Annotated in this window: 20 protein-coding genes; 10 read left to right on the top strand and 10 right to left on the bottom strand. The window is 67.8% G+C overall.

The features are described 5' to 3' along the window. Nucleotides 1-46: 46 nt before the first annotated feature. Nucleotides 47-997 (bottom strand): tripartite tricarboxylate transporter substrate binding protein, encoded by a 951-nt coding sequence (locus FEF15_RS11475; protein WP_163559303.1) that lies wholly within the window; start codon nucleotides 995-997, stop codon nucleotides 47-49. 244 nt (nucleotides 998-1,241) lie between these two features. After that, nucleotides 1,242-1,982: a FadR/GntR family transcriptional regulator gene (locus FEF15_RS11470; RefSeq protein WP_163559302.1), complete on the bottom strand. Its 741-nt coding sequence runs from the start codon at nucleotides 1,980-1,982 to the stop codon at nucleotides 1,242-1,244. Between the two features lie 113 nt (nucleotides 1,983-2,095). Here FEF15_RS11470 and argE point away from each other — a divergent pair, with 113 nt between their 5' ends. Then, the gene (gene argE / locus FEF15_RS11465; protein WP_163559301.1) at nucleotides 2,096-3,253 is read left to right on the top strand and encodes an acetylornithine deacetylase; all 1,158 of its coding nucleotides are present in this window, start codon (nucleotides 2,096-2,098) and stop codon (nucleotides 3,251-3,253) included. A 105-nt stretch (nucleotides 3,254-3,358) separates the two neighbouring features. On the opposite strand, the gene FEF15_RS11460 is transcribed toward argE, so the two are convergent. Next, nucleotides 3,359-5,074 carry a DEAD/DEAH box helicase gene (locus tag FEF15_RS11460; RefSeq protein WP_163559300.1) on the bottom strand — a complete coding sequence of 572 codons (1,716 nt, stop codon included), beginning with the start codon at nucleotides 5,072-5,074 and terminating at the stop codon, nucleotides 3,359-3,361. Between the two features lie 424 nt (nucleotides 5,075-5,498). Between FEF15_RS11460 and FEF15_RS11455 the strand changes: the two genes are divergently transcribed. Continuing rightward, nucleotides 5,499-5,951 (top strand): YaiI/YqxD family protein, encoded by a 453-nt coding sequence (locus FEF15_RS11455; RefSeq protein WP_163559299.1) that lies wholly within the window; start codon nucleotides 5,499-5,501, stop codon nucleotides 5,949-5,951. A 73-nt stretch (nucleotides 5,952-6,024) separates the two neighbouring features. Here FEF15_RS11455 and FEF15_RS11450 read toward each other — a convergent pair whose 3' ends face one another. Continuing rightward, nucleotides 6,025-7,029: a glutathione S-transferase family protein gene (locus FEF15_RS11450; protein ID WP_163559298.1), complete on the bottom strand. Its 1,005-nt coding sequence runs from the start codon at nucleotides 7,027-7,029 to the stop codon at nucleotides 6,025-6,027. 83 nt (nucleotides 7,030-7,112) lie between these two features. After that, nucleotides 7,113-8,030, bottom strand: a complete 918-nt coding sequence (locus FEF15_RS11445; RefSeq protein WP_163559297.1) for a LysR family transcriptional regulator — start codon at nucleotides 8,028-8,030, stop codon at nucleotides 7,113-7,115. A gap of 98 nt (nucleotides 8,031-8,128) precedes the next feature. Between FEF15_RS11445 and FEF15_RS11440 the strand changes: the two genes are divergently transcribed. The 3 genes from FEF15_RS11440 (at nucleotide 8,129) to FEF15_RS11430 (ending at nucleotide 12,883) form a co-directional block, all read left to right on the top strand. After that, on the top strand, nucleotides 8,129-8,989 hold the full coding sequence (locus FEF15_RS11440) for a pirin family protein (protein ID WP_163559296.1): 861 nt from the start codon (nucleotides 8,129-8,131) through the stop codon (nucleotides 8,987-8,989). Between the two features lie 221 nt (nucleotides 8,990-9,210). Continuing rightward, nucleotides 9,211-10,938 carry a peptidoglycan DD-metalloendopeptidase family protein gene (locus tag FEF15_RS11435; RefSeq protein WP_163559295.1) on the top strand — a complete coding sequence of 576 codons (1,728 nt, stop codon included), beginning with the start codon at nucleotides 9,211-9,213 and terminating at the stop codon, nucleotides 10,936-10,938. Between the two features lie 115 nt (nucleotides 10,939-11,053). Beyond that, nucleotides 11,054-12,883 (top strand): ABC transporter ATP-binding protein, encoded by a 1,830-nt coding sequence (locus FEF15_RS11430; protein WP_163559350.1) that lies wholly within the window; start codon nucleotides 11,054-11,056, stop codon nucleotides 12,881-12,883. A 52-nt stretch (nucleotides 12,884-12,935) separates the two neighbouring features. Here the strand turns inward: FEF15_RS11430 and FEF15_RS11425 are convergent, their stop codons facing one another. After that, complete coding sequence (locus FEF15_RS11425) at nucleotides 12,936-14,558, bottom strand: L,D-transpeptidase family protein (RefSeq protein ID WP_240454145.1); 1,623 nt, start codon at nucleotides 14,556-14,558, stop codon at nucleotides 12,936-12,938. Between the two features lie 168 nt (nucleotides 14,559-14,726). Between FEF15_RS11425 and FEF15_RS11420 the strand changes: the two genes are divergently transcribed. The 3 genes from FEF15_RS11420 to FEF15_RS11410 all read left to right on the top strand — a co-directional run bounded on the left by FEF15_RS11420 (nucleotide 14,727) and on the right by FEF15_RS11410 (nucleotide 18,337). Continuing rightward, nucleotides 14,727-15,455, top strand: coding sequence for a murein L,D-transpeptidase catalytic domain family protein (locus FEF15_RS11420; RefSeq protein ID WP_163559294.1), 729 nt, complete (start codon nucleotides 14,727-14,729; stop codon nucleotides 15,453-15,455). Between the two features lie 265 nt (nucleotides 15,456-15,720). Then, entirely contained in the window at nucleotides 15,721-17,073 is a 1,353-nt protein-coding gene (locus tag FEF15_RS11415; protein ID WP_163559293.1) for a NarK family nitrate/nitrite MFS transporter, read from the top strand. 142 nt (nucleotides 17,074-17,215) lie between these two features. Further along, on the top strand, nucleotides 17,216-18,337 hold the full coding sequence (locus FEF15_RS11410) for a histone deacetylase (protein WP_240454144.1): 1,122 nt from the start codon (nucleotides 17,216-17,218) through the stop codon (nucleotides 18,335-18,337). 6 nt (nucleotides 18,338-18,343) lie between these two features. Here FEF15_RS11410 and FEF15_RS11405 read toward each other — a convergent pair whose 3' ends face one another. Genes FEF15_RS11405 through FEF15_RS11390 form a run of 4 tightly spaced genes read right to left on the bottom strand, consistent with a single transcriptional unit; the run spans nucleotide 18,344 to nucleotide 22,957 of the window. Next, nucleotides 18,344-18,703 (bottom strand): hypothetical protein, encoded by a 360-nt coding sequence (locus tag FEF15_RS11405; RefSeq protein ID WP_163559292.1) that lies wholly within the window; start codon nucleotides 18,701-18,703, stop codon nucleotides 18,344-18,346. Continuing rightward, complete coding sequence (locus FEF15_RS11400) at nucleotides 18,687-20,078, bottom strand: acyclic terpene utilization AtuA family protein (RefSeq protein WP_163559291.1); 1,392 nt, start codon at nucleotides 20,076-20,078, stop codon at nucleotides 18,687-18,689. Before FEF15_RS11400 ends, FEF15_RS11405 begins: the two co-directional genes overlap by 17 nt. Next, entirely contained in the window at nucleotides 20,075-21,970 is a 1,896-nt protein-coding gene (locus tag FEF15_RS11395) for a TRAP transporter fused permease subunit (RefSeq protein WP_163559290.1), read from the bottom strand. The genes FEF15_RS11400 and FEF15_RS11395 overlap by 4 nt, the downstream gene beginning before the upstream one ends. Before the next feature lie 21 nt (nucleotides 21,971-21,991). Continuing rightward, entirely contained in the window at nucleotides 21,992-22,957 is a 966-nt protein-coding gene (locus tag FEF15_RS11390) for a TAXI family TRAP transporter solute-binding subunit (protein WP_163559289.1), read from the bottom strand. 175 nt (nucleotides 22,958-23,132) lie between these two features. Between FEF15_RS11390 and FEF15_RS11385 the strand changes: the two genes are divergently transcribed. Together FEF15_RS11385 and FEF15_RS11380 are read left to right on the top strand one after the other, a co-directional pair. Further along, entirely contained in the window at nucleotides 23,133-24,023 is an 891-nt protein-coding gene (locus tag FEF15_RS11385) for a LysR family transcriptional regulator (protein ID WP_163559288.1), read from the top strand. A gap of 75 nt (nucleotides 24,024-24,098) precedes the next feature. Next, nucleotides 24,099-24,785, top strand: coding sequence for an SDR family oxidoreductase (locus FEF15_RS11380; protein WP_163559287.1), 687 nt, complete (start codon nucleotides 24,099-24,101; stop codon nucleotides 24,783-24,785). Nucleotides 24,786-24,800 lie beyond the last annotated feature (15 nt).

The raw sequence follows: 24,800 nt of genomic DNA, 5'->3' as shown, positions 1-24,800 counted from the left end.
CGACACGAATCGAGGCCCCGGCATGGGAGCCTCGATTCGGGGAGGGTTACTCGGCTTCTTCGAGAATCGGGCCGTAGGCCTCGCGGAGCATGTTCATCACCTCGTTGACCTCGTCACCGGTGATGTACTCCATCACGAAACCCAGCGGCTCCTGTTCCGAGGCGATCTCCCGGTTGGCCTCGGCGAAGGCCTCCTCGAGGACCTCGATGACCTCGTCGGGCGTGCCCGTCGGGGCAGCCACGCCACGGTAGGCGCCGCCCACGATGTCGTAGCCCTGCTCCTTGAAGGTAGGCGCATCAGGCAGCGCCGGCACCCGCTCCTCGGCGGCCACCGCCAGCACCCGGGCGCGATCCTCCATCTGCACGCCGAGCATGGTGTAGTTGAAAATGCCGGAAACATGGCCGCCTTCAATGGCGGCGGGCAGCGGGCCGGTCCCGGTGAAGGGAATGTAGGTGATGTCGATGTCGGCCTCGCGCTCGAGGCGCAGCGCGCCCAGGTGGTTGGCGCTGTAGGTGCCGCTGCCGCCCAGGGTGACGGCCTCGGGGTTCTCGCGTGCGTACTCGACCAGGTCGTCGAGGGTCTCGAAGGGGCTGTCCGCAGGAACGATCAGCGCGTTGGGCGTGGAGTGGAAGAAGGTGATGATCTCCCAGTCATCGGTCTCGAAGCCGGCATCTTCACGCTGGATCGGCTGGCCGATGATATGCGGGATGTTGACCCCGATGATCTCGTAGCCATCCGGCTCGGCGTCATTCTGGAACTCGCTCCAGGCCACTGCCCCGCCGCCACCGGGGCGGTGGGTGACGTTGACGCTGACCCCCAGGATCTCCTCGAGATGGGGCTCCTGGAAGCGCGCCGTCACATCGGACTCGCCGCCGGGGTCGAAGGGAATGACATAGGTGATGGGTTCTTCCGGGTAGTCGGCCTGTGCCATACCGGCGACGCCTATCAGGGCGACCGCCGACAGCGCACCGGCCAGCGTGGTGGGGGTGAATCTCATGGCATGCTCCCGATCGTGTCAGGGCGCGCGGGTTGGCCCCACGACAGAGGCGAGCCCGACGCGTTCCGTTGTTGCTGGTGTTGTCACGGAATCGGACCGTGCAGGCTTGGGTCATGCACGGGGCAGCCGGGGACGGCAATCAATGCTAGGACGTTCAGGCCCGGGCTGCCGGGCCGCTGCCCGGCGACTCATCCGAGCATGGCGACCTCCCTTGAAGCTAGCCAAGTTGTAAAGGTTGTCAAATTCACCCCTCGAACACCCGCCGCCGGGAATTGCTCAGATGCTCGCGCATCCGGCAACCGGCTTCCTCGCTGTCGCCGGCGAGAATGCTGTCGTGGATACGCCGGTGCTCCTCCTGCACTTCGGGCAGGTGATGGGTGGGACGCCGCAGCCCAAGCCCGCGAGCCAGGTTCTGGCCGTAGGTGATCGGCTCCTCCAGCGAGAGCAGCGTCTCGGCGAAGAAACGGTTGTGGGAGGCCCGGGCAATGGCCAGATGGAAGGCGAAGTCGGCATCGACCCCCAGGGCGTTGTCGCGGATGCGCTGCTCGAGCAGCGCCAGTGCCTGGCTGATGGCGCCGCGGTCCTCGGCATCGGCATTGAGCGCAGCGAGCCGAGCCGATTCCGCCTCCACGGCGATGCGGAACTCGAAACAGCGCTGGATTTCCGCCAGGCTCTCCAGAGGGGCGAAGTCGAGCATGGCGCGGTCGGGGCGCAGACAGACGAAGCTGCCGGCGCCGCGGTGCGAGCGGATCAGGCCATCCTCGCGCAGCTTGGCCAGCGCCTCGCGCACGATGGGACGCGAGACGCCGTGCAGGCGCGCCAGGGCCTCCTCCGAGGGCAGGCGCTGCCCCTCGCCGAACTCGCGGCGAATGATGCGGTTGACAATATCGCCATAGACACGGTCGCTGAGCTTGCCCCGCCGTCGCGGCGGCTCCTCCCTGGGCGGCTGTGATGAGGCGGCGGTGCTTGCGGCGCGTGCTGACATGACGGACTCCCCTGCCACTTTCGCCCAGCCTACACCACCCAGGTAACGGCGTGGCCAGCGTGCCGGCCAGTCATGATAGGCTGGCACCAGATCGATTCACCTGGAAGGCCCCCATGACAACCGCCGAGCCGCTACTGGAAACGCTGGTGGGTTTCGCCACCGTGTCGCGCGATTCCAACCTTGCCCTGATCGAATGGGTCGAGGCCTACCTCGACGAACACGACGTGCCGCACTGGCGCATCGAGAGCGACGATGGCACAAAAGCCAACCTGCTCGCCCGTATCGGCCCCGCCGTGGCGGGCGGCGTGGTGCTCTCCGGCCACACCGACGTGGTGCCGGTGGATGGCCAGCCCTGGTCCACCGACCCCTTCACGCTGACAAGCGGCGGCAACGGCCGCCTCTACGGCCGCGGCACCTGCGACATGAAGGGCTTTCTGGCCTGTGCCCTGGCGGAAGTGCCGCGCTGGGTGACACGGGATCTGCAGCGGCCGATCTGGCTGGCCTTCTCCTACGACGAAGAGGTGGGCTGCATCGGGGCGCCACGCATGATCGAGCGGCTGCTAGCCGACCACCCGCGCCCGGCGACGGTGATCGTCGGCGAGCCGACCCTGATGCACCCGGTGGTGGCCCACAAGGGCGCCACCAACCTGCGCACCACCGTCACCGGCCGCGAGGCCCACTCCAGCCAGGTCGACCAAGGGGTCTCGGCGATCCACGTGGCAGCGCGGCTGGTCACCAAGATCGAGGAGGTGATGGCCCAGCTCAAGGCCGAAGGCCGGGTCGACGAGGCTTTCAACGTGGTGCACTCCAGCCTGCACGTGGGCAGGATCAGTGGCGGCACGGCGATCAACATCATGGCCCGCGAGTGCACCTTCGAGTGGGAGATCCGCCACCTGCCCCAGGACCGCTTCGAGGAGCTGCGAGGCCGGGTCGACGCCTATGCCGCCGAGTTGGAGGCGGCGATGCGCCGCCGCGCCCCGGAAGCCAGCATCGTCACCGAGGCGCTCAACGTCACGGTGCCGGCGCTGGCCGACGACAACAACGCCGAGGTGCTTGACCTGTGTCGCGAGCTGCTCGGCGAGCGCCCGGCCGGCGCCGTGGCCTACGCCACCGAGGCCGGCCAGTTCCAGCGCGAGGGCCTGCCCACGGTGATCTGCGGCCCCGGCAGCATCAGTCAGGCCCACCAACCCGACGAGTACATCGCCGTGGAACAGCTCGAGGCCGGTGCGCGCTTCATGGACGCCCTGGGCGAGCGACTCGGGCGCGCCTGACGCCACGACCGCCGTTCACGCCGCCCCCACACAGCGAAGCCCCCGCACCTGAGGAGGTGCGGGGGCTTCGTCCATCATGGCCTGCCGGGGCGAGCCCGGCAGCGATCAGGCGCGTTCGCGGCGGCGAATCGGCGCCTCACCATCCTGGCGGCGACGCGGCGCACGCTCGGGGCCGCCGCGGTCTTCGCTGATCTCCAGCGGCCGGCCGGCCACGCGGGCCCGGGCCATCTTGGCCAGAATGCTCGACGGCAGGCCGCTGGGCAGCTCGACCACCGAGAAGGCGTTGCGGATATCGATGCGCCCGATGCGCGCCCCTTCGATACCGCCCTCGTTGGCCAGCGCCCCGACCAGTTGGCCGGGCTTGACGCCGTCCTGGTGGCCCACCGACACGCGGTAGCGGATCATGCCCTCGCTGGGGCCGCGGTCGCGGGGCCCGCCCTCGCGACGCGGCGGCTTGCCGTCGCGCGGGGCACGCTCGCTGCGCTCCTTGCGCGGCGCCTGCAGGCGGCCGATGGGCGCCTCGTCGGCACGCGCCTGGGCAGCGAAGGCGCAGGCCAGCTCGAGCGGGTCGTGGCCTTCGGCCACCAAGCGCTCGACCAGAGCGCGCTGCTCGTCGGCACCGGCGGTCAGGGCGGCCACCACCTTGTGGTGGAACACCTCGTCGCGGTGGGCGCGGATCGCCGCCTCGTCGGGCAGCGCCATCTCGCTCATCTTCTGCCCGGTAGCCTGCTCCAGCCAGCCGATCTTGCGGCCTTCGCGGAAGCCGGCGAAGGTGATCGCCACACCGTCGCGACCGGCACGGCCGGTACGCCCGATACGGTGGGTGTAGGCTTCGCTGTCCTGGGGCAGGTCGTAGTTGATGACGTGGGTGATGCGCGGTACGTCGAGGCCGCGGGCGGCCACGTCGGTGGCGATCAGCACGTCGACCTTGCCGCGCTTGAGGCGCTGGATGGTGCGCTCGCGCAGGCTCTGGTCGAGGTCGCCGGAGAGACTCGCCACGTTGACGCCGCGCGCGGCGAGCTGCTCCATCAGGGTGGTGCAAGCGGCGCGGGTGCGCACGAAGACGATGGCGGCGTCCACCGGCTCGACTTCGAGGATACGCGCCAGGGCTTCCAGCTTGGCGCCGCCGTCGACGCGCACCAGGCGCTGCTCGATGCACTCGGCGGTGGTGGTGCGCGACTCGATGGCCACCTTCACCGGGTCGACCAGGTAGCGATTGACGATACGCTCGATCTCGGTGGGCAGGGTCGCGGAGAAGAACACGCGCTGGGCGTCCCGCGGGGTGTCAGCCACCACGCGCTTGACGTCGTCGATGAAGCCCATGCGCAGCATCTCGTCGGCCTCGTCCAGCACCAGGGCGGAAAGGCCCTCGAGCTTGAGACTGCCGCGGTCCAGGTGGTCGATCACCCGACCAGGCGTACCCACCACCACCTGGGCGCCGCGCTTGAGGGCGGAAAGCTGGTCGCGGTATTCCATGCCGCCGCACAGGGTGGCCACTTCCAGACCCTGAAGGTTCTGGCCGTACTTGCTGAAAGAGACGGCCACCTGCTGGGCCAGTTCGCGGGTCGGCGCCAGCACCAGCACTTGGGGCTCGCGGCGCGTCATCTCGAGGCGCGAGAGCAGCGGCAGGGCGAAGGCGGCGGTCTTGCCGGTGCCGGTCTGGGCCTGGCCCAGCATGTCGCGGCCTTCCAGCAGCGCCGGAATGGTCTGCGCCTGGATCGGCGACGGGGTCTGGTAGCCCAGGGTCTCCACGGCAGAGAGAACGGCGGGCAGCAGAGCGAGGTCGCCGAAGCTCGGCGAGGCGACAGAAGTCGAGGTCATCAATCACACCTTGGTAGGCCGGCAGTGCCGGCAGAATTTCAGTGGCGTCCCTGACGCGTGCAACACAGTCAGGCGCGCGGGGCCCGATCAAGGGCTGCGCGGGACATCGGAGTCGGGGACGCCGGTCGCACCTGGCATGGGCTCCATGGGTCGGGCTTGTTGCCCGAGGAACCTCTGTGGCGACCGTCTGCGCCGATCTCGCCCGGGTGGCGGGATCTCGGTGGCGCGCCATCTACACAATTCGAACGCCCTTGGCTCAACTGGTGCCTGGCGTTTCGGCGCCGATCCTGCTGGCTGGCAGCGGTGGCGTCGTCATGATGGTGGGGTCAGCACATGCGAGGAGGGCGCATGCTACCATCGGCGAATGCCCCTGGCCAGTCCTTTCGCCAGCTAACTGCCGTTTTTTCGTTCCGGGAGACCTGACATGCCCAGCCTCTGGGTCGACGCCGACGCCTGTCCCAAGGCGGCCCGCGAGATCATCGTGCGTGCCGCCGAGCGCACCGCTACCCCGACCTGGTTCGTGGCCAATCACAGCGTGCCGCTGCCGCGCTCGAAGTGGGTGAAGGCGCTGGCGGTGAGCCACGGCTTCGATGCAGCCGACGACGAAATCGTCGAACGCATCCAGGCCGGCGACCTGCTGGTCACCTCCGACCTGCCGCTGGCACTCGCGGCCATCGAGCGCGGTGCGCAGGTGATGACCACTCGCGGCGAGGCGCTGGACGAGAACAACATTCGCGCCCGGGTGCAGATGCGGGACTTCATGGAGACATTGAGAGCCAGCGGCGAGCATACCGGCGGGCCCAAGGGCTACTCGGATGGCGATCGGCGCGAGTTTGCCAATGCGCTGGATCGCTGGCTGGCAAAGCATCGGCAATGACTTCTGGGCGCCGGCCGGCGCCTTCGTCGAAGCGTCGAACCGCCGGCAAAGCCGACCTCCCACTGCTCCAGATTTATGCCTTCTCGCGAATCCCCCGCCCCGGGAGCCGCTCCCGGTCGTGGGGCCGGTCGAGATCGAGCTGCGGGCCCACGGGCACGATGCGCGTGGGGTTGATGGTGTCGTGGCTGTAGTAGTAGTGGCGCTTGATGTGCTCGAAGTTCACCGTATCGCCGATGCCTGGCCACTGGTAGAGCTCGCGCAGGTAGTGGGCGAGGTTGGGGTAGTCTTCGATGCGCCGGATATTGCACTTGAAGTGGCCGTGGTAGACGGCGTCGAAGCGCACCAGCGTCGTGAACAGACGGATATCCGCCTCGGTGAGCCACTCGCCGGCCAGGTAGCGACTCTCCGCCAACCTCGCCTCCATTCGATCGAGCGCTTCGAAGAGCGCCGTCACGTGCTTCTCGTAGACCGCCTGCCGGGTAGCGAAGCCCGCCTTGTAGACGCCGTTGTTGATGTGGTCATAGACATCGGCATTGACGGCATCGATGGTCTCGCGCAGCGCCGCCGGGTAGAAATCGTGACGGTTGCCGGTCAGATCATCGAAGGCACCGTTGAGGATGCGCACGATATCCGCCGACTCGTTGTTGACGATGCGCCCTTCGCGCTTGTCCCACAGCACCGGCACGGTGACGCGCCCGGTGTAATGCGGGTCGGTCATGGTGTAGAGCTCGCGGTGATAGGCCACGCCGTTGAGCGGATCGCCGCTCGAGCCCTCCGCCTCGTCGTAGGTCCAGCCCTGATCGAGCATCAGCGGGCTCACGTGGGAGACGCCAACCAGGCCGTCAAGCCCCTTGAGCCGGCGCAGGATCAGGGTGCGGTGCGCCCAGGGGCAGGCCAGGGAGACATAGAGGTGGTAGCGTCCCGCCTCGGCGGGCAGGCCGGGCTGGCCGTCGGGTCCGGCACTGCCGTCGGGCGTGATCCAGTCACGCAGCTGGGCGGATTCGCGCACGAACTCGCCGCCGTGCTTGTTGGTGTCGTACCACTGGTCGTGCCAGACGCCGTCGATCAGCAGGCCCATGGAATACCTCAATCGCTGGTGGCAAAGTATGGCTTCAGGGTATGCCGATCGCGCCAGCGCTCAAGCGGGAGTTTTGCGCGCGATCATTCGACGGTCTCGAACGGTGACGCCGTCTCGCAGCGCTCCCGCACCGCCTCCGTTAGTGCCGCCGCCATGGCATGTGTCGCCGGGCCCGCGCGATCGCGGTCACGGTAGATCAGCTGCACGGGGTACTCGCGTACCCCGCCCGCCATCAACGGCAGCGGCGCCAGCCGCCGCGCGGCCAGGGGATCGCGCAGGCGAGTCTCGGGAATCCAGGCAAAGCCCAGGCCCCGCTCAAGCATGTCGATGGAGGTCTCCAGGTGGCTGACCGTCCAGCGCTGCTCGGCCTTGAGCCAGCCGGCATCCATGGAGTGGCGCAGCGCCGAATCGCGCACCACCAGTTGGCGGTGCCGGGCGAGATCGCGCAGGTCGAGCGGGCGGTCGAGTGCGTGCAGCGGATGCTCGGGATGCGCCACGGCACGAAAGCGCACCGTGACCAGCGGCTCGCCGAGAAACCCCTGGGCGGCGATGCCCGACACCACCAGGTCGGCGCGTCCGTCGTAGAGCATCTCCACCCCGCCGTTGAGCACCGTCTCGTGCAGCTGCACGCGCACATAGGGATGGTCGGCGGAAAACTGGCTAAGCGCCTGGGCCAGAGCGTCGGACGGGAATATCTGATCCACGGCCAGCACCACCTCGGCCTCCAGGCCCTCGGCCAGCCGGCCGGCCACGTCCTCCAGCGCCTCGGCGCTCTCGATGAGTTGGCGGGCGCGGCGCAGCAGCATCTCGCCCGCCTCGGTCAGGCGCACCTGGCGCCCCACCGGCTCCAACACCTGGACGCCGAGCTGCTCCTCGAGCTTGTGCACCGCATGGTTGAGCGTCGACGGACTCTTGTGGATCGCCTCGGCGGCGCGAGCAAAGCCGCCGTACTCCACCACCGCCGCCAGCATCTGCCACTGTGCCAGGGTGACTCGCGACATATTCGATTTCCTCGAATCGTGTAAGCGAAACTATGCGCTTAAGTTTCGAAAATTCCGGCCTAGAATGCCAGGTAAACCCAGCAACGGGGAGAAAGATGATGAGTGACACCCTGACCCACGGGCAGCCTCGGCGGATCGATCGACGCATTCCCAGCCACCCCAGCCAGGACGGCGACGGCGTGAAGATTCAACGCATCCACGATTTCGGCGGCGGGCTGGATCCCTTCCTGATGCTCGACGAACTGGGCTCCGACCGAGCGGACGACTACCTGGGCGGCTTCCCGCCACACCCCCATCGCGGCATCCAGACCCTGACCTACGTGCTCCACGGCGGGCTGACCCACGAGGATCACCTGGGTCATTCGAGTACCATCCGCGCTGGCGACGCCCAGTGGATGCATACCGGGCGCGGCATCGTCCACTCCGAGATGCCGCTGACCGACAGCCACGGCCTGCACGGCTTCCAGCTGTGGCTCAATCTGGCTGCCCGGGACAAGCTCAGCCCGGCGACCTATCGCGACGTGCGCGCCAGCGAGATGCCCCACCTCAGCACCCGCGGTGCCGAACTGATCGCCCTGGGCGGCCACTGGCAAACGGCCGAGGGCGACAGCGTCACGGGCCCGCTGGACGCCCTGGCCGGGAATGGCGGCGTGGCCCACGTCCGCCTCGCTCCCGGCGAAAGCCTGACCCTCGAGGCGAGCGCCGAGACCCTGGCGGTCTACGTCTTCCACGGCGAACTCGCGGTGGGCGAGGAGACGATCGGCGCCGGCGAACTGGCGCGACTCGGTGCCGGTGACACCCTGGCCCTGGCCAGCGACAGCGGCGCCGAGGCCCTGCTGCTTGCCGGCACCCCGCACCGCGAACCCATCGCCCACTACGGCCCCTTCGTGATGAACGACATGCACGAGATCGAGCAGGCCCTGGCCGAGTATCGCGACGGCACCTTCACCACCGGCTGACGGCGTCACCCAAGACAGGGTTGTTTTTCAAACACCGTTCGGCTTCAATGGGGGAAGATTGAAGAACAGCGTTCGCTGCTCCGCCTCGCTGCATGGCTTCCCCCGCCGATGCAGGCGGGGCGATACTGTATGGGCGTACAGTCTAGGCATATCAAGGGTCATGGGGTAAGGTTCCAGAGGCTTTTTTCGCTTTTTCCATTTATTAGTCATGGCCGATATTCATGTTGCGAATCCTCCATTCGCTGCCCCGCACCCATAAGTTGCTGTTGTTACCCGTCGCCACCATGGTTACGGTGTTGGGCACACAAAAGATCGTCACCCTCGTCGAAGACACCCGGGAGCAGGTGGCGGACACCGTCTTCCTGCCCCTGTCGCCCGAGAGCCGTCCCGGCCTCCCCTCGCTGAACGCCGACCGTCTGCCCGTCGCCGATGCCATCGCCGTGGCCAGCCAGGCCCTCGATGCCACCCGCGAGACGATTCCCCTTTCGCAGCTCGTTCCCAGCGAAGTCGTCGACCTCAACGTCATCGCCGCGAATGCCGAGCCTTCCGAACCGGGCCTCGAGACCACCCGCGAGCCGCTCACCGCCGGACTGGCCGCGACTCCGCAGAAGGGCACCGAACCCAGCCCGGCGATCGACGACAGCGCCCTGCACATCGCCCTGGTGCTCGGCACCCTGACCAGCGGCATGCTCGACGCCCCGGCCCTGGCGGCGGGCGACAGCGCTCCCGCCACCTCCTACGATGACGTCTCCGACGAGGAGCTGGCGCTCTTCGACGAGGGCCCCATCGTCCTCGAGGAGGAAATCGCCGCCAGCGAGCCCTTCGTGCCGGAGTGGGAAAGCTACACCGTCGAGCCCGGCGACACCTTCGCCGTGCTGGCCCAGAACCGCCTCGGCCTGGGCTACAGCGAGGTGATGCGCCTGCTCGAGGCCCTGCCCGAGCCACGCCTGCTGACCCACTGGCGGGTCGGCAACCAGTTCGAGTACCAGTTGGACGAGCAGGGCGAGCTGGCCCTGCTGCGCGTGATGAAGAACGCCCGCGAGGGGGTGATCGTCGAGCGCAGCGACACCGCCTTCGACGTGGCCAAGATCGAGCGCGCCGGCGATGCCGCCCAGCGGCTGTTTGCCGGCACGGTGAGCGGCAGCTTCGCCCGCTCGGCCCAGGCCACCGGCCTCTCCAGCACCGAGGTCGCGCAGGTTTCGCGCCTCCTTGAGAAGAAGCTCGACTTCCGCCGCGACACCCGTCGCGGCGATGCGTTTCAGGTGCTGGTGGAATCCGACGTCATCGACGGCGAAAGCTTCGACTCCCGTGTGCTGGCCATCCAATACCAGGGCGAGCGCATGAACCTCACGGTGGTGCGCAACAGCGTCGACAACAACTTCTACACTCCGGATGGCGCGAGCCTCGACCCGGCCTTCCGCCGCCACCCTTTCGACGGCAGCTACCGCCTGAGTTCGTCGTTCAACCCGAACCGCAAGCACCCCGTGACCGGGCGCGTCAGCCCCCACCGCGGTACCGATTTCGCCATGCCCATCGGCACGCCGATCGTCACCCCGGCCAACGGCCGCGTCGAGAAGGTCGGCAACCATCCTCTGGCCGGCCGCTACCTGGTGATCCGTCACGACAACGGCTACCGCACCCGCTATCTGCACCTGTCGCGGCAGCTGGTCAGCCGCGGCGATCGGGTGGCCATGGGCGAGCGCATCGCGCTCTCCGGCAACACCGGCCGCAGCACCGGCCCGCACCTGCACTACGAAGTCCACGTCAACAACTCGGCGGTCGACGCCATGAAGGTGTCACTGCCCGAGAACACCAGCCTCTCCGGCGAGGCGCTGCTCGCCTTCCAGCGCGAGGCCGAGCCGCTGCTCGCGGCACTCGAGCGCGGCGAGACCGGCCCGGTGGTGGCCAGCACCGCCGGCGAGCGCGAAGCGGTCGACGACGACAGCTAATCGCCCCGAGAGCGTCCTGCCGAGGCCCCGCCGACCAGCGGGGCCTCGGAGCGTCGCTCCCGCGACCGCCGACTGACCGGAGCCTTGCGTGTCCTCTCCCCATCGGCAACGCACCCTGCCGGCCCCGCCCCCCGACAATCGCCTCGCCGCCTTCTTCGGCGTCTTCCGCTACAGCCGCCGTGCCCTGGCGCTGGTCTGGCAGACCTCGCGGCCGCTCACCCTGGGGCTCGCCGTCTGCACCCTGGTCGCCGGCGTGCTGCCCGCGGTGGCGGCCTGGATCGGCCAACTGATCGTCGACAGCGTGGTGGCCGCCATGGAGCACCACGAGGCGACCAGCGAGGTCGACTGGTGGGGCGTGCTGCGCTACGTGCTCGCCGAAGCCGGGGTGATCGCCGTGATCGCCCTCGCCCAGCGCGGCCTCTCGGCACAGCAGTCGCTGCTGCGCGCCCTGCTCGGCCAGAAGGTCAACGTGATGATTCTCGAGAAGGCCGGCACCCTGTCGCTTGCCCAGTTCGAGGACTCGGAGTTCTACGACAAGCTGACCCGCGCCCGCCGCGAGGCTTCCACCCGACCGCTGGGGCTGGTCAACAAGACCTTCGCGCTGCTCCAGAACGCCATCTCGCTCGGAAGCTTCGGCGTGCTGCTGGTGGGCTTCTCGCCCTGGGCGCTGCTGGTGCTGGTGATCGGTGCGCTGCCGGTGTTCGTCTCCGAGGCCAAGTTCTCCGGCGATGCCTTCCGACTGTTCCGCTGGCGCTCGCCGCAGACCCGCATGCAGATGTACCTGGAGACGGTGCTGGCCCGCGAGGACAGCATCAAGGAGGTCAAGCTGTTCGGCCTGGAGCCGCTGCTGCTCGGCCGCTACCGCGACATCTTCGCCACCCTCTACGCCGAGGATCGCAACCTGACGATCCGCCGCGAGACCTGGGGTTTCCTGCTGGGCCTGCTGGGCACCCTGGCCTTCTACGCCGCCTATGCCTGGGTGGTGGTGGAGACCGTCACCGGCACCCTGACCCTCGGCGAGATGACCATGTACCTGATGGTCTTCAAGCAGGGCCAGGCGGCGCTGTCGGCGAGCCTCACCGCCATCAGCGGCATGTACGAGGACAACCTCTACCTTTCCAACCTCTACGAGTACCTGGAGCAGCCGACCCCGGCGCAGCGTGGCACCCTCACCCAAGGGGCCCAACCCGGCGACGGCATCCGCTTCGAGAACGTGAGCTTCACCTACCCCGGCGCGCAGGCGCCGGCGCTGCGCGATATCTCGCTGCACCTGTCACCCGGCGAGAGCCTGGCGCTGGTGGGCGCCAACGGCTCGGGCAAGACCACCCTGATCAAGCTGCTCACCCGCCTCTACGAACCCAGCGCAGGGCGCCTCCTGCTCGACGGCAGCGACCTGCGCGACTGGGACATCCAGACTCTGCGCCGGCGCATCGGGGTGATCTTCCAGGACTTCGTGCGCTACCAGCTCAAGGTGGGCGAGAACCTGGGCGCCGGCGACGTGGCCGCCTTCGCGGACGAAACGCGCTGGCAGGAGGCCGCCCGCCGCGGCCTCGCCGAGGACTTCATCGCCGACATGCCCGGTGGCTACCACACCCAGCTGGGGCGCTGGTTCAAGGGCGGCCAGGAGCTCTCCGGCGGCCAATGGCAGAAGATCGCCCTGTCACGCGCCTACATGCGCCAGGATGCCGACATCCTGGTGCTCGACGAGCCCACCGCGGCCATGGATGCCGCCGCCGAGGCGGCGGTGTATGCCGAGTTCCGCGAACACAGCCGCGACAAGATGACCATCCTCATTTCGCACCGCTTCTCCACGGTTCGCGCCGCCGACCGGATCCTGGTGGTCGACGGCGGCGAGATCATCGAGCGCGGCGACCACGCGACCCTGATGGCCGCCAACGGCCGCTATGCGCGGCTGTTCCGGCTGCAGGCGCGCGGCTACCGCTAGCCAACTACAGCGCTGACCGACTACAGCGCTGACCGACTACAGCGCTACCCAACTACAGCGCCAGCGGCCGATCCAGCGCCCTGAGCAACGCATCGTCGCGGTCATAGATGTCCGGCCGGAAGGCGAGCATCCCGTCCTCGCCCGGATGCACCGTCCAGTAGTGCAGGATCACCGGCATGTGCCGGGCCAGGGGCACGTTGCGGGTCTCCCCACTCGCAATGAGGGCGCGGACATCGCGATCGCTGCCGGTATCGTCATAGAGCAGCTGGGCCAGTTCCAAAATGCCCTGGACCCGAATGCAGCCGGAACTGAAGGCGCGCTGCTCGCGAGCGAAGAGGCCCTGGGCCGGGGTGTCGTGCAGGTAGACCAGGTGATCGTTGGGAAAGCGGATGGCCAGACGCCCCAGAGCGTTGTGCGGCCCCGGCGCCTGGCGCAACACGATATTGCCGGGGTTCTCCCAGTCGACCTGCCAGGGATCGAGGGGTTGTCCCGAAGGGCTCAACACCTGGATCCGCTCGCGCCACAGGTAGCCCAGGTTTCGGCGTACCTGGGGCAACACATCTTCGCGCAGGATGGTGGGCGGAATCGTCCAGCTGGGGTTCACCGTCATGTGGGTGATCTCGGAACGCAACGAGGGCGTGCGCCGGTAGGGGCGCCCTACCACGATGCGCGAGCGCCAGATCTCGCCGTTGGGGCGGAAATAGCTCACCCGGTAGCCGGCGATGTCCACCAGCACGAAGGCCTCCGGCAGGTCGTGCAACAGCCAGCGGGCGCGCTCCAGGTTGAGGCGGATCTGGTCGATGCGCCGCGCCACCGGGACGTTGAGCGCCGCGCGGGTGGCGGGGCCGACGACGCCATCCACCTGGAGCAGGTGGCGCTGCTGGAAGCGCTCCACCGCCGCCTCCAGGGTGGCATCGAAACGCTGCGGGTTCGGAGCGGCCACGTCGATATCGGGAAAGGCGGCGAGCCCCGCTACCATGACTTCCAGTTCGCCGATCACCGCCAGGCGCTCCCGCAGCAGCGCCACATCAGCGTGGACATCGCCACGCCGCAGCGGCGCCTGGCGCTCGGGCAGGGTCGGCCAGCCCCCCAGGCGCTCGATGTGACGATAGCGCGCCAGGGCGGAGCGCAGCCGTTCGTAGGGGGCATGTGCCGGCCGCACCCGGGCGAAGGCCTGCTCGAAGCGCTGGCCGTCCACCGCCTGCGACACTGCGTCGAGGTCAAGGTCGGGGTCGCCGATGGGCACGTCCCAGTCGGAGTCGATGGCATGCGGGTCCACCTTGCCCCGCTGCAGGTGCGACAGCGCCGTGAGCAGCACCCGGCTCGCCGCCAACTCGAAGCGCGCCCGAGCCTCGACGTCGGCGTCCTCAAGCTCGCGATGGCGGCTGTTCAGGTGGTCGGGGCGGTAATCCTGGGGATTGAGGCCGTCGCGTTCCAGGGTGTGCAGCGCGGCGGCGAAGGCCGCTACGGTCTGGCCGTCCTGCCAGGCGGGGCGATACCCGCGCGCCTGATAGAAGTCCTGCAGCCGCTGGCTGGCGTCATTCAGCTGGCTGGCAATCTCCCCGGCCAGCGGCGAGGCGGCTGTGCCGCCGGCGGTCGAATCCTCGGCTGACACCCCGGGCGTCACCCCCAGCAGCATCACCAGCACGGCGCTTATCGAAACAATTGCGCGCATGTTCGGCCCCTGTTCCGTTGATGAGTGAGCCTGGCCTTCCCGGCCCTCGCCTTCATAATAACGCCAGCTGCGGGGCGACAGGGAAGCCGGCCCCGTTTCGCCTGTCCGGGCCATAGCGACATGCCGCCCGACTCCGCCCGACGACGACCCAACACCACAGGCTTGCCCATGCTTCGCGCTTTCTTGACCGCCGCGCTTCCCGTCACCGTGCTGAACGTTTCCCCGCTTACCGCCCTGCCCGCGTCGGCCGGCGACTTCCTGGCCCGGCTGGACGCGCCCGTGGCTTCTCAGGCGTCCGCCCTGACACATACCCTCACTCGTCTCGCCCCCCAGGCCGACCCGCAGGTCCTGCGCCTCGCCGCCTCGGCGCTGCGCTGTGCAGATCCGCACGCCGAACGCCTGGCGGTGATCGACTTTTCCCTCCCATCCACCGAGCCCCGCCTGTGGGTCTTCGACCTCGACGAGTCGCGCCTGCTGTTCGAGGAGCTTGTCTCCCACGGCCAGGGGTCCGGCAACGCCATGGCCACCGCCTTTTCCAACGTGCCCGAGAGCCACCAATCGAGCCTGGGACTGTTCCGCACGCTCAACAGCTACTACGGCCGCAACGGCTATTCGCTGCGCCTGGAGGGACTCGAGGCCGGGGTCAACGACCTCGCCTTCGATCGCGCCCTCGTCATCCACGGCGCCGACTACGTGAGCGAGGCGTTCATCGAACGGACCGGGCGCCTGGGACGCAGCTACGGCTGCCCCGCGGTGCGCCAGGAAGTGGCCTATCCGCTGATCGACAGCCTCAAGGAGGAGCACTACCTCTTCGCCTATTACCCCGATCCCGAGTGGCTGGCGAGTTCTGCCTTTCTCGACTGCCCGGGCGAGCCACGCCAGCTCGCCATGCAGTGAGCACCATCACTGCGCATGCGGCCGCTGCAATGCACCATGGCGCTCCCCATCGCGCCTGAGCGGCCGCTCGACCAGCCCCGACAATCCCCGCAACGTTCTGTCAATAAAGCCGAAACCGGATGTTGGCAAGGTTATCGCTTGAGACAGGTCAAGAGTGGGTAGGCGTGGACCAGGCTCCCCGACCCGGGAGTACGAGTGCGTCGAACCTGACCTTCAACGCTGAAGGACACGTTCATGTATTCGTTACCCCAAGAGGTCGACACCCATGGAAATCCTCGGCAAGGCCAACAGGATCCGCCTGTTGAGCTTCAACACCCCCCAGATGCGAGCCTTTCACTTCTCCTGGTTCGCCTTTCACCTCTGCTTCTTCGGCTGGTTCGGCATCGCGCCGCTCATGGCGGTGGTGCGTGACGACCTCGGACTGACCAAGACCCAGATCGGCAACACCATCATCGCCTCGGTGGCGATCACCGTGATCGTGCGCCTGGCCATCGGCGTGCTGTGCGACAAGATCGGCCCGCGCAAGGCCTACACCTGGCTGCTCTGTCTCGGCTCGCTGCCGGTGATGGCCATCGGCCTGGCCGACAGTTTCGAAACCTTCCTGCTGGCGCGCCTGGCCATCGGCGCCATCGGGGCTTCCTTCGTGATCACCCAGTACCACACCTCGGTGATGTTCGCCCCCAACGTGGTGGGCACCGCCAACGCCACCTCGGCGGGCTGGGGCAACCTGGGCGGCGGGACCACCCAGATCCTCATGCCGCTGGTCTTCTCCGGCATCCTGATGCTGGGCGTGAGCGAAACCCTCGGCTGGCGCCTTGCCATGGTGGTGCCGGGCATCGTGCTCTTCCTCACCGGTATCGCCTACTACCGCTTCACCCAGGATGCACCCAACGGCAACTTCGATGAGCTGCGCGCGCGCGGCGAGTTGCCCCCCGCCAGCGGCGAGCACGGCATGCGCCAAAGCTTCGCCGCCGCCGCCAAGGACGTCCGCGTCTGGGCGCTGTTCGTGGTCTATGCCGCCTGTTTCGGCGTGGAGCTGACCATCAACAACATCGCCGCCATCTACTTCTTCGACAACTTCGACCTGACACTGGCCACCGCCGGGATGATCGCCGGGCTCTTCGGGCTGATGAACCTTTTCGCCCGTACCCTGGGCGGCATCTTCTCCGACCTCTTCGCCAGGAGCGGCGGCCTCAAGGGGCGCGTGCGCTGGCTGTTCATCGCCATGCTCTGCGAAGGCATCGCGCTGATGTTCTTCTCGCAGATGCACGTGCTGGCGCTGGCCATCGGAATCATGCTGGTGTTCAGCCTCTTCGTGCAGATGGCCGAGGGAGCCACCTTCGGCGTAGTGCCCTTCATCAACAAGAAGGCGCTGGGAGCGGTGGCCGGCATCGTCGGCGCCGGCGGCAACGCCGGAGCGGTGGCTGCGGGCTTTCTGTTCCGCTCCGAGGCGCTCTCCTACCAGCAGGGCCTCTTCTACCTCGGCATGGCGGTCATCATCGCCGCTCTGTGCTGCCTCGCAGTGCGTTTCTCCGAGGCCACGGAAGCCGAGGAGGCCCAGGCCTACACCGATGCAGCGGGCGAAGAAACCGGCGCCGGCGCCCTGTCGCTGCGCTGATTGCTCAGTTGGCGGGCTCACGCCTCGAGCTTGTCCCAACGCCGCCCGCACGGGCGGCGTTCTAGCACGGCGCCGCAGCGATTCCTCAGAAAAGCTATTCTGGAAGCAGACGCACCCCGCCTCATGTCTTTAGGAGCTTCCCGTGGCCGACCCCAACAGCGTAATCGCTTTTTACGATGAACGCGTTCTGGGCCACCAGCCTGACTCTAACGCCCCCTTCCTCCCCGGTCGCATGGACCGACGGGTTCGCCAACTGCTCTCATCCCTGAACGTGCCCTGGAAGTACCCGGAACACGCTGGGCGGCTCACCACCGTTCGCCACCTGCTGGAACTCGAGCCCGTGACCGGCTTGCAGTTCGAGGGCGGCAAGCCGGCCACACGAGAACAGCTGGGGCGCGTTCATACCAGCTCTTACCTGGAGCACATCTTCGAGATGCGCGGCAAGAACGCCTGGCTGGACATGGATACGACGGCGGTCTCCCCCGGCAGCGTCGATGCCGCCGAGGTAGCCGCCGGCACTGCCATCGCTGCCGTCGAGGCAGTGCTTCAGGGTCGCACCGAGTCAGCCTTTGCCCTGGTGCGCCCACCCGGCCATCACGCCGAGCCAGTACGCGCTCGTGGCTTCTGCCTGTTCAACAATGTGGCGGTCGCCGCCACCCATGCCCAGGCGGCGCTCGGCTGTCAGCGGGTGATGATCGTGGACTGGGACGCCCACCACGGCAACGGCACCCAGGATATCTTCTGGGCCGACCCCAGTGTGCTGTTCTTCGATATCCATCGCGCCTCGCCTTTCTACCCCGGCTCGGGGCAGCTGGAGGATATCGGCGCGGGGCTGGGAGAAGGCACGACCGTCAATGTGCCCATGCCGACGGGTGCCGGGGACCGAGCCTATCTCAAGGCCTTCCACGAGATCCTCGTGCCCGCTGCCGACTGGTTCAAACCGGACCTGATCCTGGTGTCGGCCGGATTCGACCCGCACTCCTTCGACTTGGCGCTGAACGTCTCCTACGAAGGCTTTGCCGCCATGACCGGCATCCTGCAGGGCCTGGCTCACCGCCACTGCCAGGGACGCCTGGTCTTCGTGCTGGAGGGCGGCTACCACCTCCTGTCCTTGTCGCGTGGCGTCAAGACGGTGCTGGAAGTGCTTGCCGGCGGCACCATCCCGGAGCCCGGCACTGCCGGGCTCACCGAGGTCGAAGCCGCAGCAGAGTTTCACCGCATGGCGTTCGTGGCCGCCAACGAGGGACCCGACTTCGAGTCCTGAGGCCGCTCAGTCCCCTGGCGGTGTCGGAAGGACGATCTCCATGCCGAGCAGCAGGAAAGAGAGCGTCTTGCCGTGACCGTCGAGATTGAGAGCTCCATTGACGCCGCCCTGCAGCACGTCGTCGATCACCAGATTCATGCCCGCAAGGCCCGGCATCAGGTAGCGGCGCACGCGGCTGGCGCCACGGTGGGCGAACAGGGCCAGCACTCGCGACTCGGTGACCTGTTCGACCAGCAGCGGGTAGTCTCGCTCGGCATAGGCGAACAGCGAGAGGTTGAGCCGGTCGCCCTTGTCGCCGGCCCGGGCGTGCGCCAGGCGATGCAGCGGCACGCTCGTCGACGTAGCGACCTCAGTGACTGACGGCATGGGCTTGGCTCCTCTCGTCGAACAGGGTGGCGTGGGCGACTACATCGCTGCGCTTGACCAGGTAGGAGGCCGTGCACACGCGACGCTGGAAGTGGCGACGCACCCCACCACCGCCCGCGGGGCCCGCACAGTAGAGCGCCAACAGCTCCTGGGTGGCACGCTCGACCCAACGGCGCTCGGGGTGCTCGACGGCCAGCCGCAGGCGATAGTCGCCCGACTCGCTCGGCTGTCGTCTCGCTTGCAGCTCGCCGCCGTCGCTGTCGAAGACACTGGCATGGCCGATCAGGTCCAGCCGCGAGCGCAGATCGCCCGGTGCACGAAACCCCAGTCGCTCGCGCAGCACCTCGGCCGCCAGCTGGGCGCGGGCCAGGGCATTGGGCCCGGCGTAGGAGATCTCCGCCTCGCCCTGCCAGCCGCCTTCGTAGCAGACGGTGGTCTTGAGCCGTTCCGGTGCCGGCTTGCCTCGGATGCCGCTGACCGCTACCCGGTCGCGGTCCACTTCGCGCACCACGACCCGGGAGAGATCCACCACCACGTCCGGCGTCAGATAGTTGGCGGGGTCGTGCACCTCGTAGAGCAGCTGCTCCTTGACCGTGCGCTCGGTCACCAGACCGCCGGTGCCCGGGGGCTTGGTGACCACCAAGCTGCCGTCCTCTTCCACCTCGATGATGGGATAACCCACCGTGGCCAAGCCGGGCACGTCCTTGAACCCCGGGTCGGCAAAGTAGCCGCCGCTCACCTGAGCACCGCATTCCCCGAGGTGCCCGGCCATCATGCCGGCGGCCAGCCGGTCCCAGTCATCCCAAGTCCAGCCGAAATGGTGCACCAGCGGGGCCAGGAACAGCGCCGGGTCGGCGACGCGCCCTGTCACCACCACCTCGGCTCCTTGCGCCAGGGCCTGCACCAGCGGAGCCGCCCCGAGATAGACGTTGGCCGAAATCAACGCCTGGGCACCCGGCAAGTCACGGTTCTCCGCTTCCCAGCGCTGAAGATCCAGGCCCGACAGGCGATCGCGGATGTCGTCCCCCTCTACCAGGCCGATGCGCGCCGTCTCCCTGCCCACCGCATCGGCCAGCGAGCGCACGTGCCGGCACGCCCCCAGCGGGTTGGCGGCGCCGAAGTTGCCCAGCACGCGAATGCCATGGGCCAGGCAGTCGCCGAGCACAGGAGAGAGCAGCTCATCCAGCAGCGGTTCATAGCCCTTGGCGGGATCGTCACGCATGGCGCGATGGGCCGCCGCCAGGGTGCGTTCGCCCAGGGTCTCGAAGAGCAGCGCACAGGGCTGGCCACGACGAATCAGCTCGGCCACCACGGGAATCGCTGCATCGGTGCGATCGCCGGAGAAACCGGCACCGCTTCCCAGCAGAAAGGTCATGGGCGGGTCTCCTTGGCCGGTAGCTCTCCGGCAGCACTGTGGATCGCGACACGCCGCCGTCGGGCACCGTACAGGGTCACCAGTGCCAGCAGCGCCGCGGTGGTGGTGAGCCAGCCCGGCGTCAGCGCCAGACCGACCACCAGCACCAGGCCGGCGATATCGAGCAGGCGATGGCCGGTGATCGCCACCCGCGACATCAGCGAGGCGAAGGCCAGCACGAAGACGACGCCCTGACAGATCGCCAGCAGGATATCGACCGCGCCGCCGAAGCCCGCCAGGGCGGGATAGATCAGCAGCAGGAAGGGGATCACGTAGATGGCCGCCGCCAGGCGGACGGCCTCGCCGGCCGCCGGCAGCCAGTTGGTGTCGGCGATCCCCGCGGCCACGAACACCGCCACGCACACCGGTGGCGTGATGACCGACAGGGTGGCGAAGTAGAACACGAAGAGATGGGCGATCAGCGGCTCGACGCCGATGGTGGTGAGTGCCGGCGCCAGCACCGAAGCCACCAGCACGTAGGCGGCGGTGGTGGGAATGCCCATACCCAGGATCAGACAGACCCCGCCGACGATGCCCGACACCAGGAACAGCGACTCGCCACCCACGTTGACAATCAGGCTGGCGAGGGTTACCCCGATGCCGGTCATGCCGATCATCGCCACCAGGATCTGTGCCCCGGCGAGCAGTACGCCGATGATCACCATTCCCCGACCGGCATCCATGAGCCCCGACAGCAGCTTGCCGAGGATGTCGCGCCACGCCATCCGTGCCAGCAGCGCAAAGGGCACGAAGGTGAGCACCGTCATCAGGATGCCGTAGAACGCCGACATCTGGATGGAGCGCCCGGAGAGCACGCCGTAAAAGAGCCCGCCCAGAGCGGCGAGGATCGGCACGATACGCGCCGGACGCAGTACGTCGGTCCAACTGGGCAGTTCGTCGTTGGGCACCACGCGCAGCTGTCGACGCGTGGCCACCAGGTGGATGGTCAGAAAGACGCCCAGATAGAAGAGAATCGCCGGCAGCAGCGCCGCCAGGGCAATACGAACGTAGCTCTCGCCAAGTATCTCGGCCATGATGAAGGCCGCCGCCCCTAGGATCGGCGGAGCGATCTGCCCGCCGGTGGAGGCCACGGCTTCCACGCCCGAGGCGAAAGGTCGGGGGTAGTCGAGCCGCTTCATCATCGGGATGGTGAAGTTGCCGGTGGTGGCCACGTTGGCCACCGCACTGCCGCTGACCATGCCGAACAGCCCCGAGGCCACGGTGGCCACCTTGGCCGCGCCCCCCGGCGAGCGCCCGCTGATGCGCAGGGCCAGATCCATGAAGGTCTGTCCGCCCCCGGTGTGCAGCAGCAGGCAGCCGAACAGCACGAAGGCCGCGATGGTAGTAGCGGCGACCCCCACCAGCATGCCCCATACCCCCAGGTCTCCGAGATAGATGGTCTCGGTCATGTAGGCCAGGTCGAAGCCGCGATGCCCCAGCGGGCCGGGTATGGCCGCCCCGAATTTGGCATAGGCCAGGCCGGCGACCACCAGTAACGGAAAGATCACGCCAATGGCGCGTCTCGACAGTTCGAGAATCGCGACCAGCAGCACAGCAGTGAAGAGCATGTCCCGTGGGCCTGCCCAGGGCAGTTCCACCAGGATGCGCTCCTGATTCATCACCACATAGCCGCAGGCCAGCACCACGCCTACCGCCAGCGCCAGGTCGATGACCAGGCCCAGGGGCCGCCAGCGGCTGCCGGCCCCCAGGGGATAGATGGTCAACCCCAGCAGGATCACCAACGCGAGAAAGATACCCCGCTGGATCAGGCTCTCGAAGGGGCCGGTGGCGGAGGTGTAGAGGATCAGGCCGCCAAGCGTCAGGGCCAAGCCTCGGGTCAGGTTCTCGCGCATGGATGACTCCTCGGCCGGGCCTTATTCTGCGGGCTGGAGAGCGTCAGGGATGGTCATCCCCTGCTCCTCGTAGTAACGGGCAGCGCCGGCGTGCAGCGGCACGGTCCCCACCTCGAGGGTCATCTCCGCCAGGTCGGCGTCCTTGACTGCGGAGAAGGCGTTGGCCTGGGGCTCGGGGTTCTCCATCACCGCCTTGACGATCTGGTAGGCGGTCTCCTCGTCCAGGTCCGGGTGGGCATGCACGGCCACGCCGAAAGCCCAGGTGGTGTAGGCGGGAATACCGTCACCCGCCCCTTCAGGAATCTCCACCACGGCAATGTCGGGCATCTCGCTACGCAGCGTCTCGGCCTGTTCGTCGCTGAGCGAGATCACCTCGATGGGCGTGAAGGTGGCGATGTCCATGGTCGAGCCGTCCAGACGGTTGCCGACCCCGGACTTCACGTAGCCGGCGATGCGTCCATCCTTGATGGAATCGACCACATCGGTGGTGGAGCCGCGGACGTAATCGGGCGCGATGCCCAGGGTTTCCAGAACCGCCTCGGTGGTGCTCTCGGTGGCCGACCCCGTGATCCCCGGGTTGAGGCGCACCCCGTCCAGTTCCGCGAGACTCTCGACCCCGGCGTCTTCGCGCAGCACCACGTTCTGCGGCGCCACGGTATAGACCCACAGCAGCCGACTATCCACGGCGCGGTCCGCGAAGTCGCCTTGCCCCGCATAGGCGTGGTAGCCAGTGTTGGTGGTCACCAGCCCCATGTCGATCTGGTTGCGGCTCAGCCGGCGCAGGTTATCGACGGTGGCACCGGTCTCGGCGACGGAGGAACTGACGCCGTCGAGCTCGCTGTTGATGATCTGGTTGACCGCCACGAAGTAGCCGTAGTGGCTCGACGAGCTGGAGGTCGAGCCGATCAGCAGGCGTTCCTGGGCCGGAACGGCAGCAGCGGTGAGGAGTGCGGCACTGGCGGCCGCAGCGGTGAGCAGCGTTTTCATGGTTGGCTCCTGCCCGCAACGGGGCTTGTTGTTGTAACGGATTGCGCCAATGGGCTGCGCAGCCAGGGATCGGCGTCCCCTCATGGCGGCGGCCCGGTCATAGCACACTGGCAGCATGGACACCGCTGTATTTTTTGTATATTGAATTGTTTTTAAAATCTGTTTTACTTTCTAAATGAAACCCAGCATCCGACAGCTCAGCGCCTTCGTGGCCGTGGCACAGTCACGCAGCCTCGCCGAGGCCAGCGAGCGCATCCACCTTTCCCAGCCCGCCATCTCCATTGCCCTGCGCAAGCTGGAAGAGAGCGTGGGTGGCGCACTGTTCTCGCGCAGCACCCGCCAGCTGTCGCTGACCCCGGAAGGCGAAGCCTTTCTTCCCGTGGCCATTCGCTTGCTCAACGACTGGACAGAAGCCTTCGAGGATCTCGACGACCTTTTCTCCAAGAATCGCGGCAAGGTCACCGTGGCCGCCTTGCCCACGCTGGCCGCCGGCCTGCTGCCGGGCATCATCGCCGCCTTTCACGATCGCTACCCGCGCATCAACTTTGCCCTGCACGACGTGCTCGCCGAGCAGGTCAATGCCATGGTGCGAGAAGGCCGCGCCGACCTGGGGCTCTCGGTGCCGCCCCTCGACGCCGAGGAGTTCCACTTCGAACCGGTGCTGGAAGATCGCTATGTCGCCGTCTGCCCCAGTGGCCATCCGCTGCTCGCCCAGTCGCAGGTCGAGTGGGCCCAACTCGCCGGCCACCCCTTCATCGGCATCCACCGGTTGTCCAGTTCCCGCCAGGATATCGACCGCGTGATGGGCGAGGTGAGCAAGACGCTGGATATCCTCTGCGATGCCAGCCAGATCGCTACCGTCGGGCGCATGGTCGCCGCCGGCGTTGGCATCAGCGTCCTGCCCGAGTTGAGTTTCCGGCAGATCGCCACCCATGGCATCGAACATCGGCCACTGGTGCAGCCCCACATCGGGCGTCCACTCGGCATTATCCAGCGTCGCCGCCACCCCCTGTCCGCCGCAGCCACCACGCTGCGCGAGATGATCGCTGCCCAGGCCTCGGCGTAACGCCCCCATTTGCAGCTTGTCGACACTATGGCCATGCTGAACTGGATGCCCATCAAACAGCACAAGGAGACCTGCATGAAACACCGCGTTCTGTTGATCACTGGGGCCTCCAGCGGCATCGGGGCCGCCACCGCCCGGGCGGCCGCCCGCGAGGGGTATCAACTGGTACTGGCTGCTCGCTCCGCGGCACGGCTGGAGAGCCTGGCCCGGGAGCTCGGCCCCGAACACGTGCTCACCGTCGCGGCCGACGTCACCGTCATGGACGACCAGCAGTCAATGGTGGAGCAAGCGCTGGAACGCTTCGGGCGCATCGACGCCGTCTTCGCCAATGCCGGGCGCGGCGGTTCGCCCGGCGGCTTCAGCAGCGCGGACCACGAAGCCTGGCGCGACATGATCCTGACCAACGTCTACGGCGTAGGGCTCACCCTCCAGGCCACCCTGCCGGCGCTGCGCCACAGCCACGGCCACGTGCTGCTCACCGGCTCGGCGGCGGGTCGCGCCACCATTCCCGGCTCGATGTACAGCGCCACCAAGTGGGCAGTGACCGGCATCGGCTACAACCTCCGCGAGGAGCTGCGCGGCAGCGGTATCCGCGTGACGCTGATCGAGCCCGGCATGGTCGACACTCCCTTCTTCGACGAGGCACCGGAGCACGCGCTGGAGGACCGCGACATCGCCAATGCCGTGCTCTACGCCCTCGGCCAGCCAGCCCACGTGGACGTCAACGAGATCCTCGTGCGGCCCACACCGCCCGAGGAGTGATCCCCCGCATCGCGG

This window comes from Halomonas sp. NO4 (genome assembly GCF_010994375.1).
GTDB lineage: Bacteria > Pseudomonadota > Gammaproteobacteria > Pseudomonadales > Halomonadaceae > Halomonas.
The sequence above is the reverse complement of the archived record's forward strand: the minus strand, read 5'-3'. Positions and strand labels throughout refer to the sequence as shown.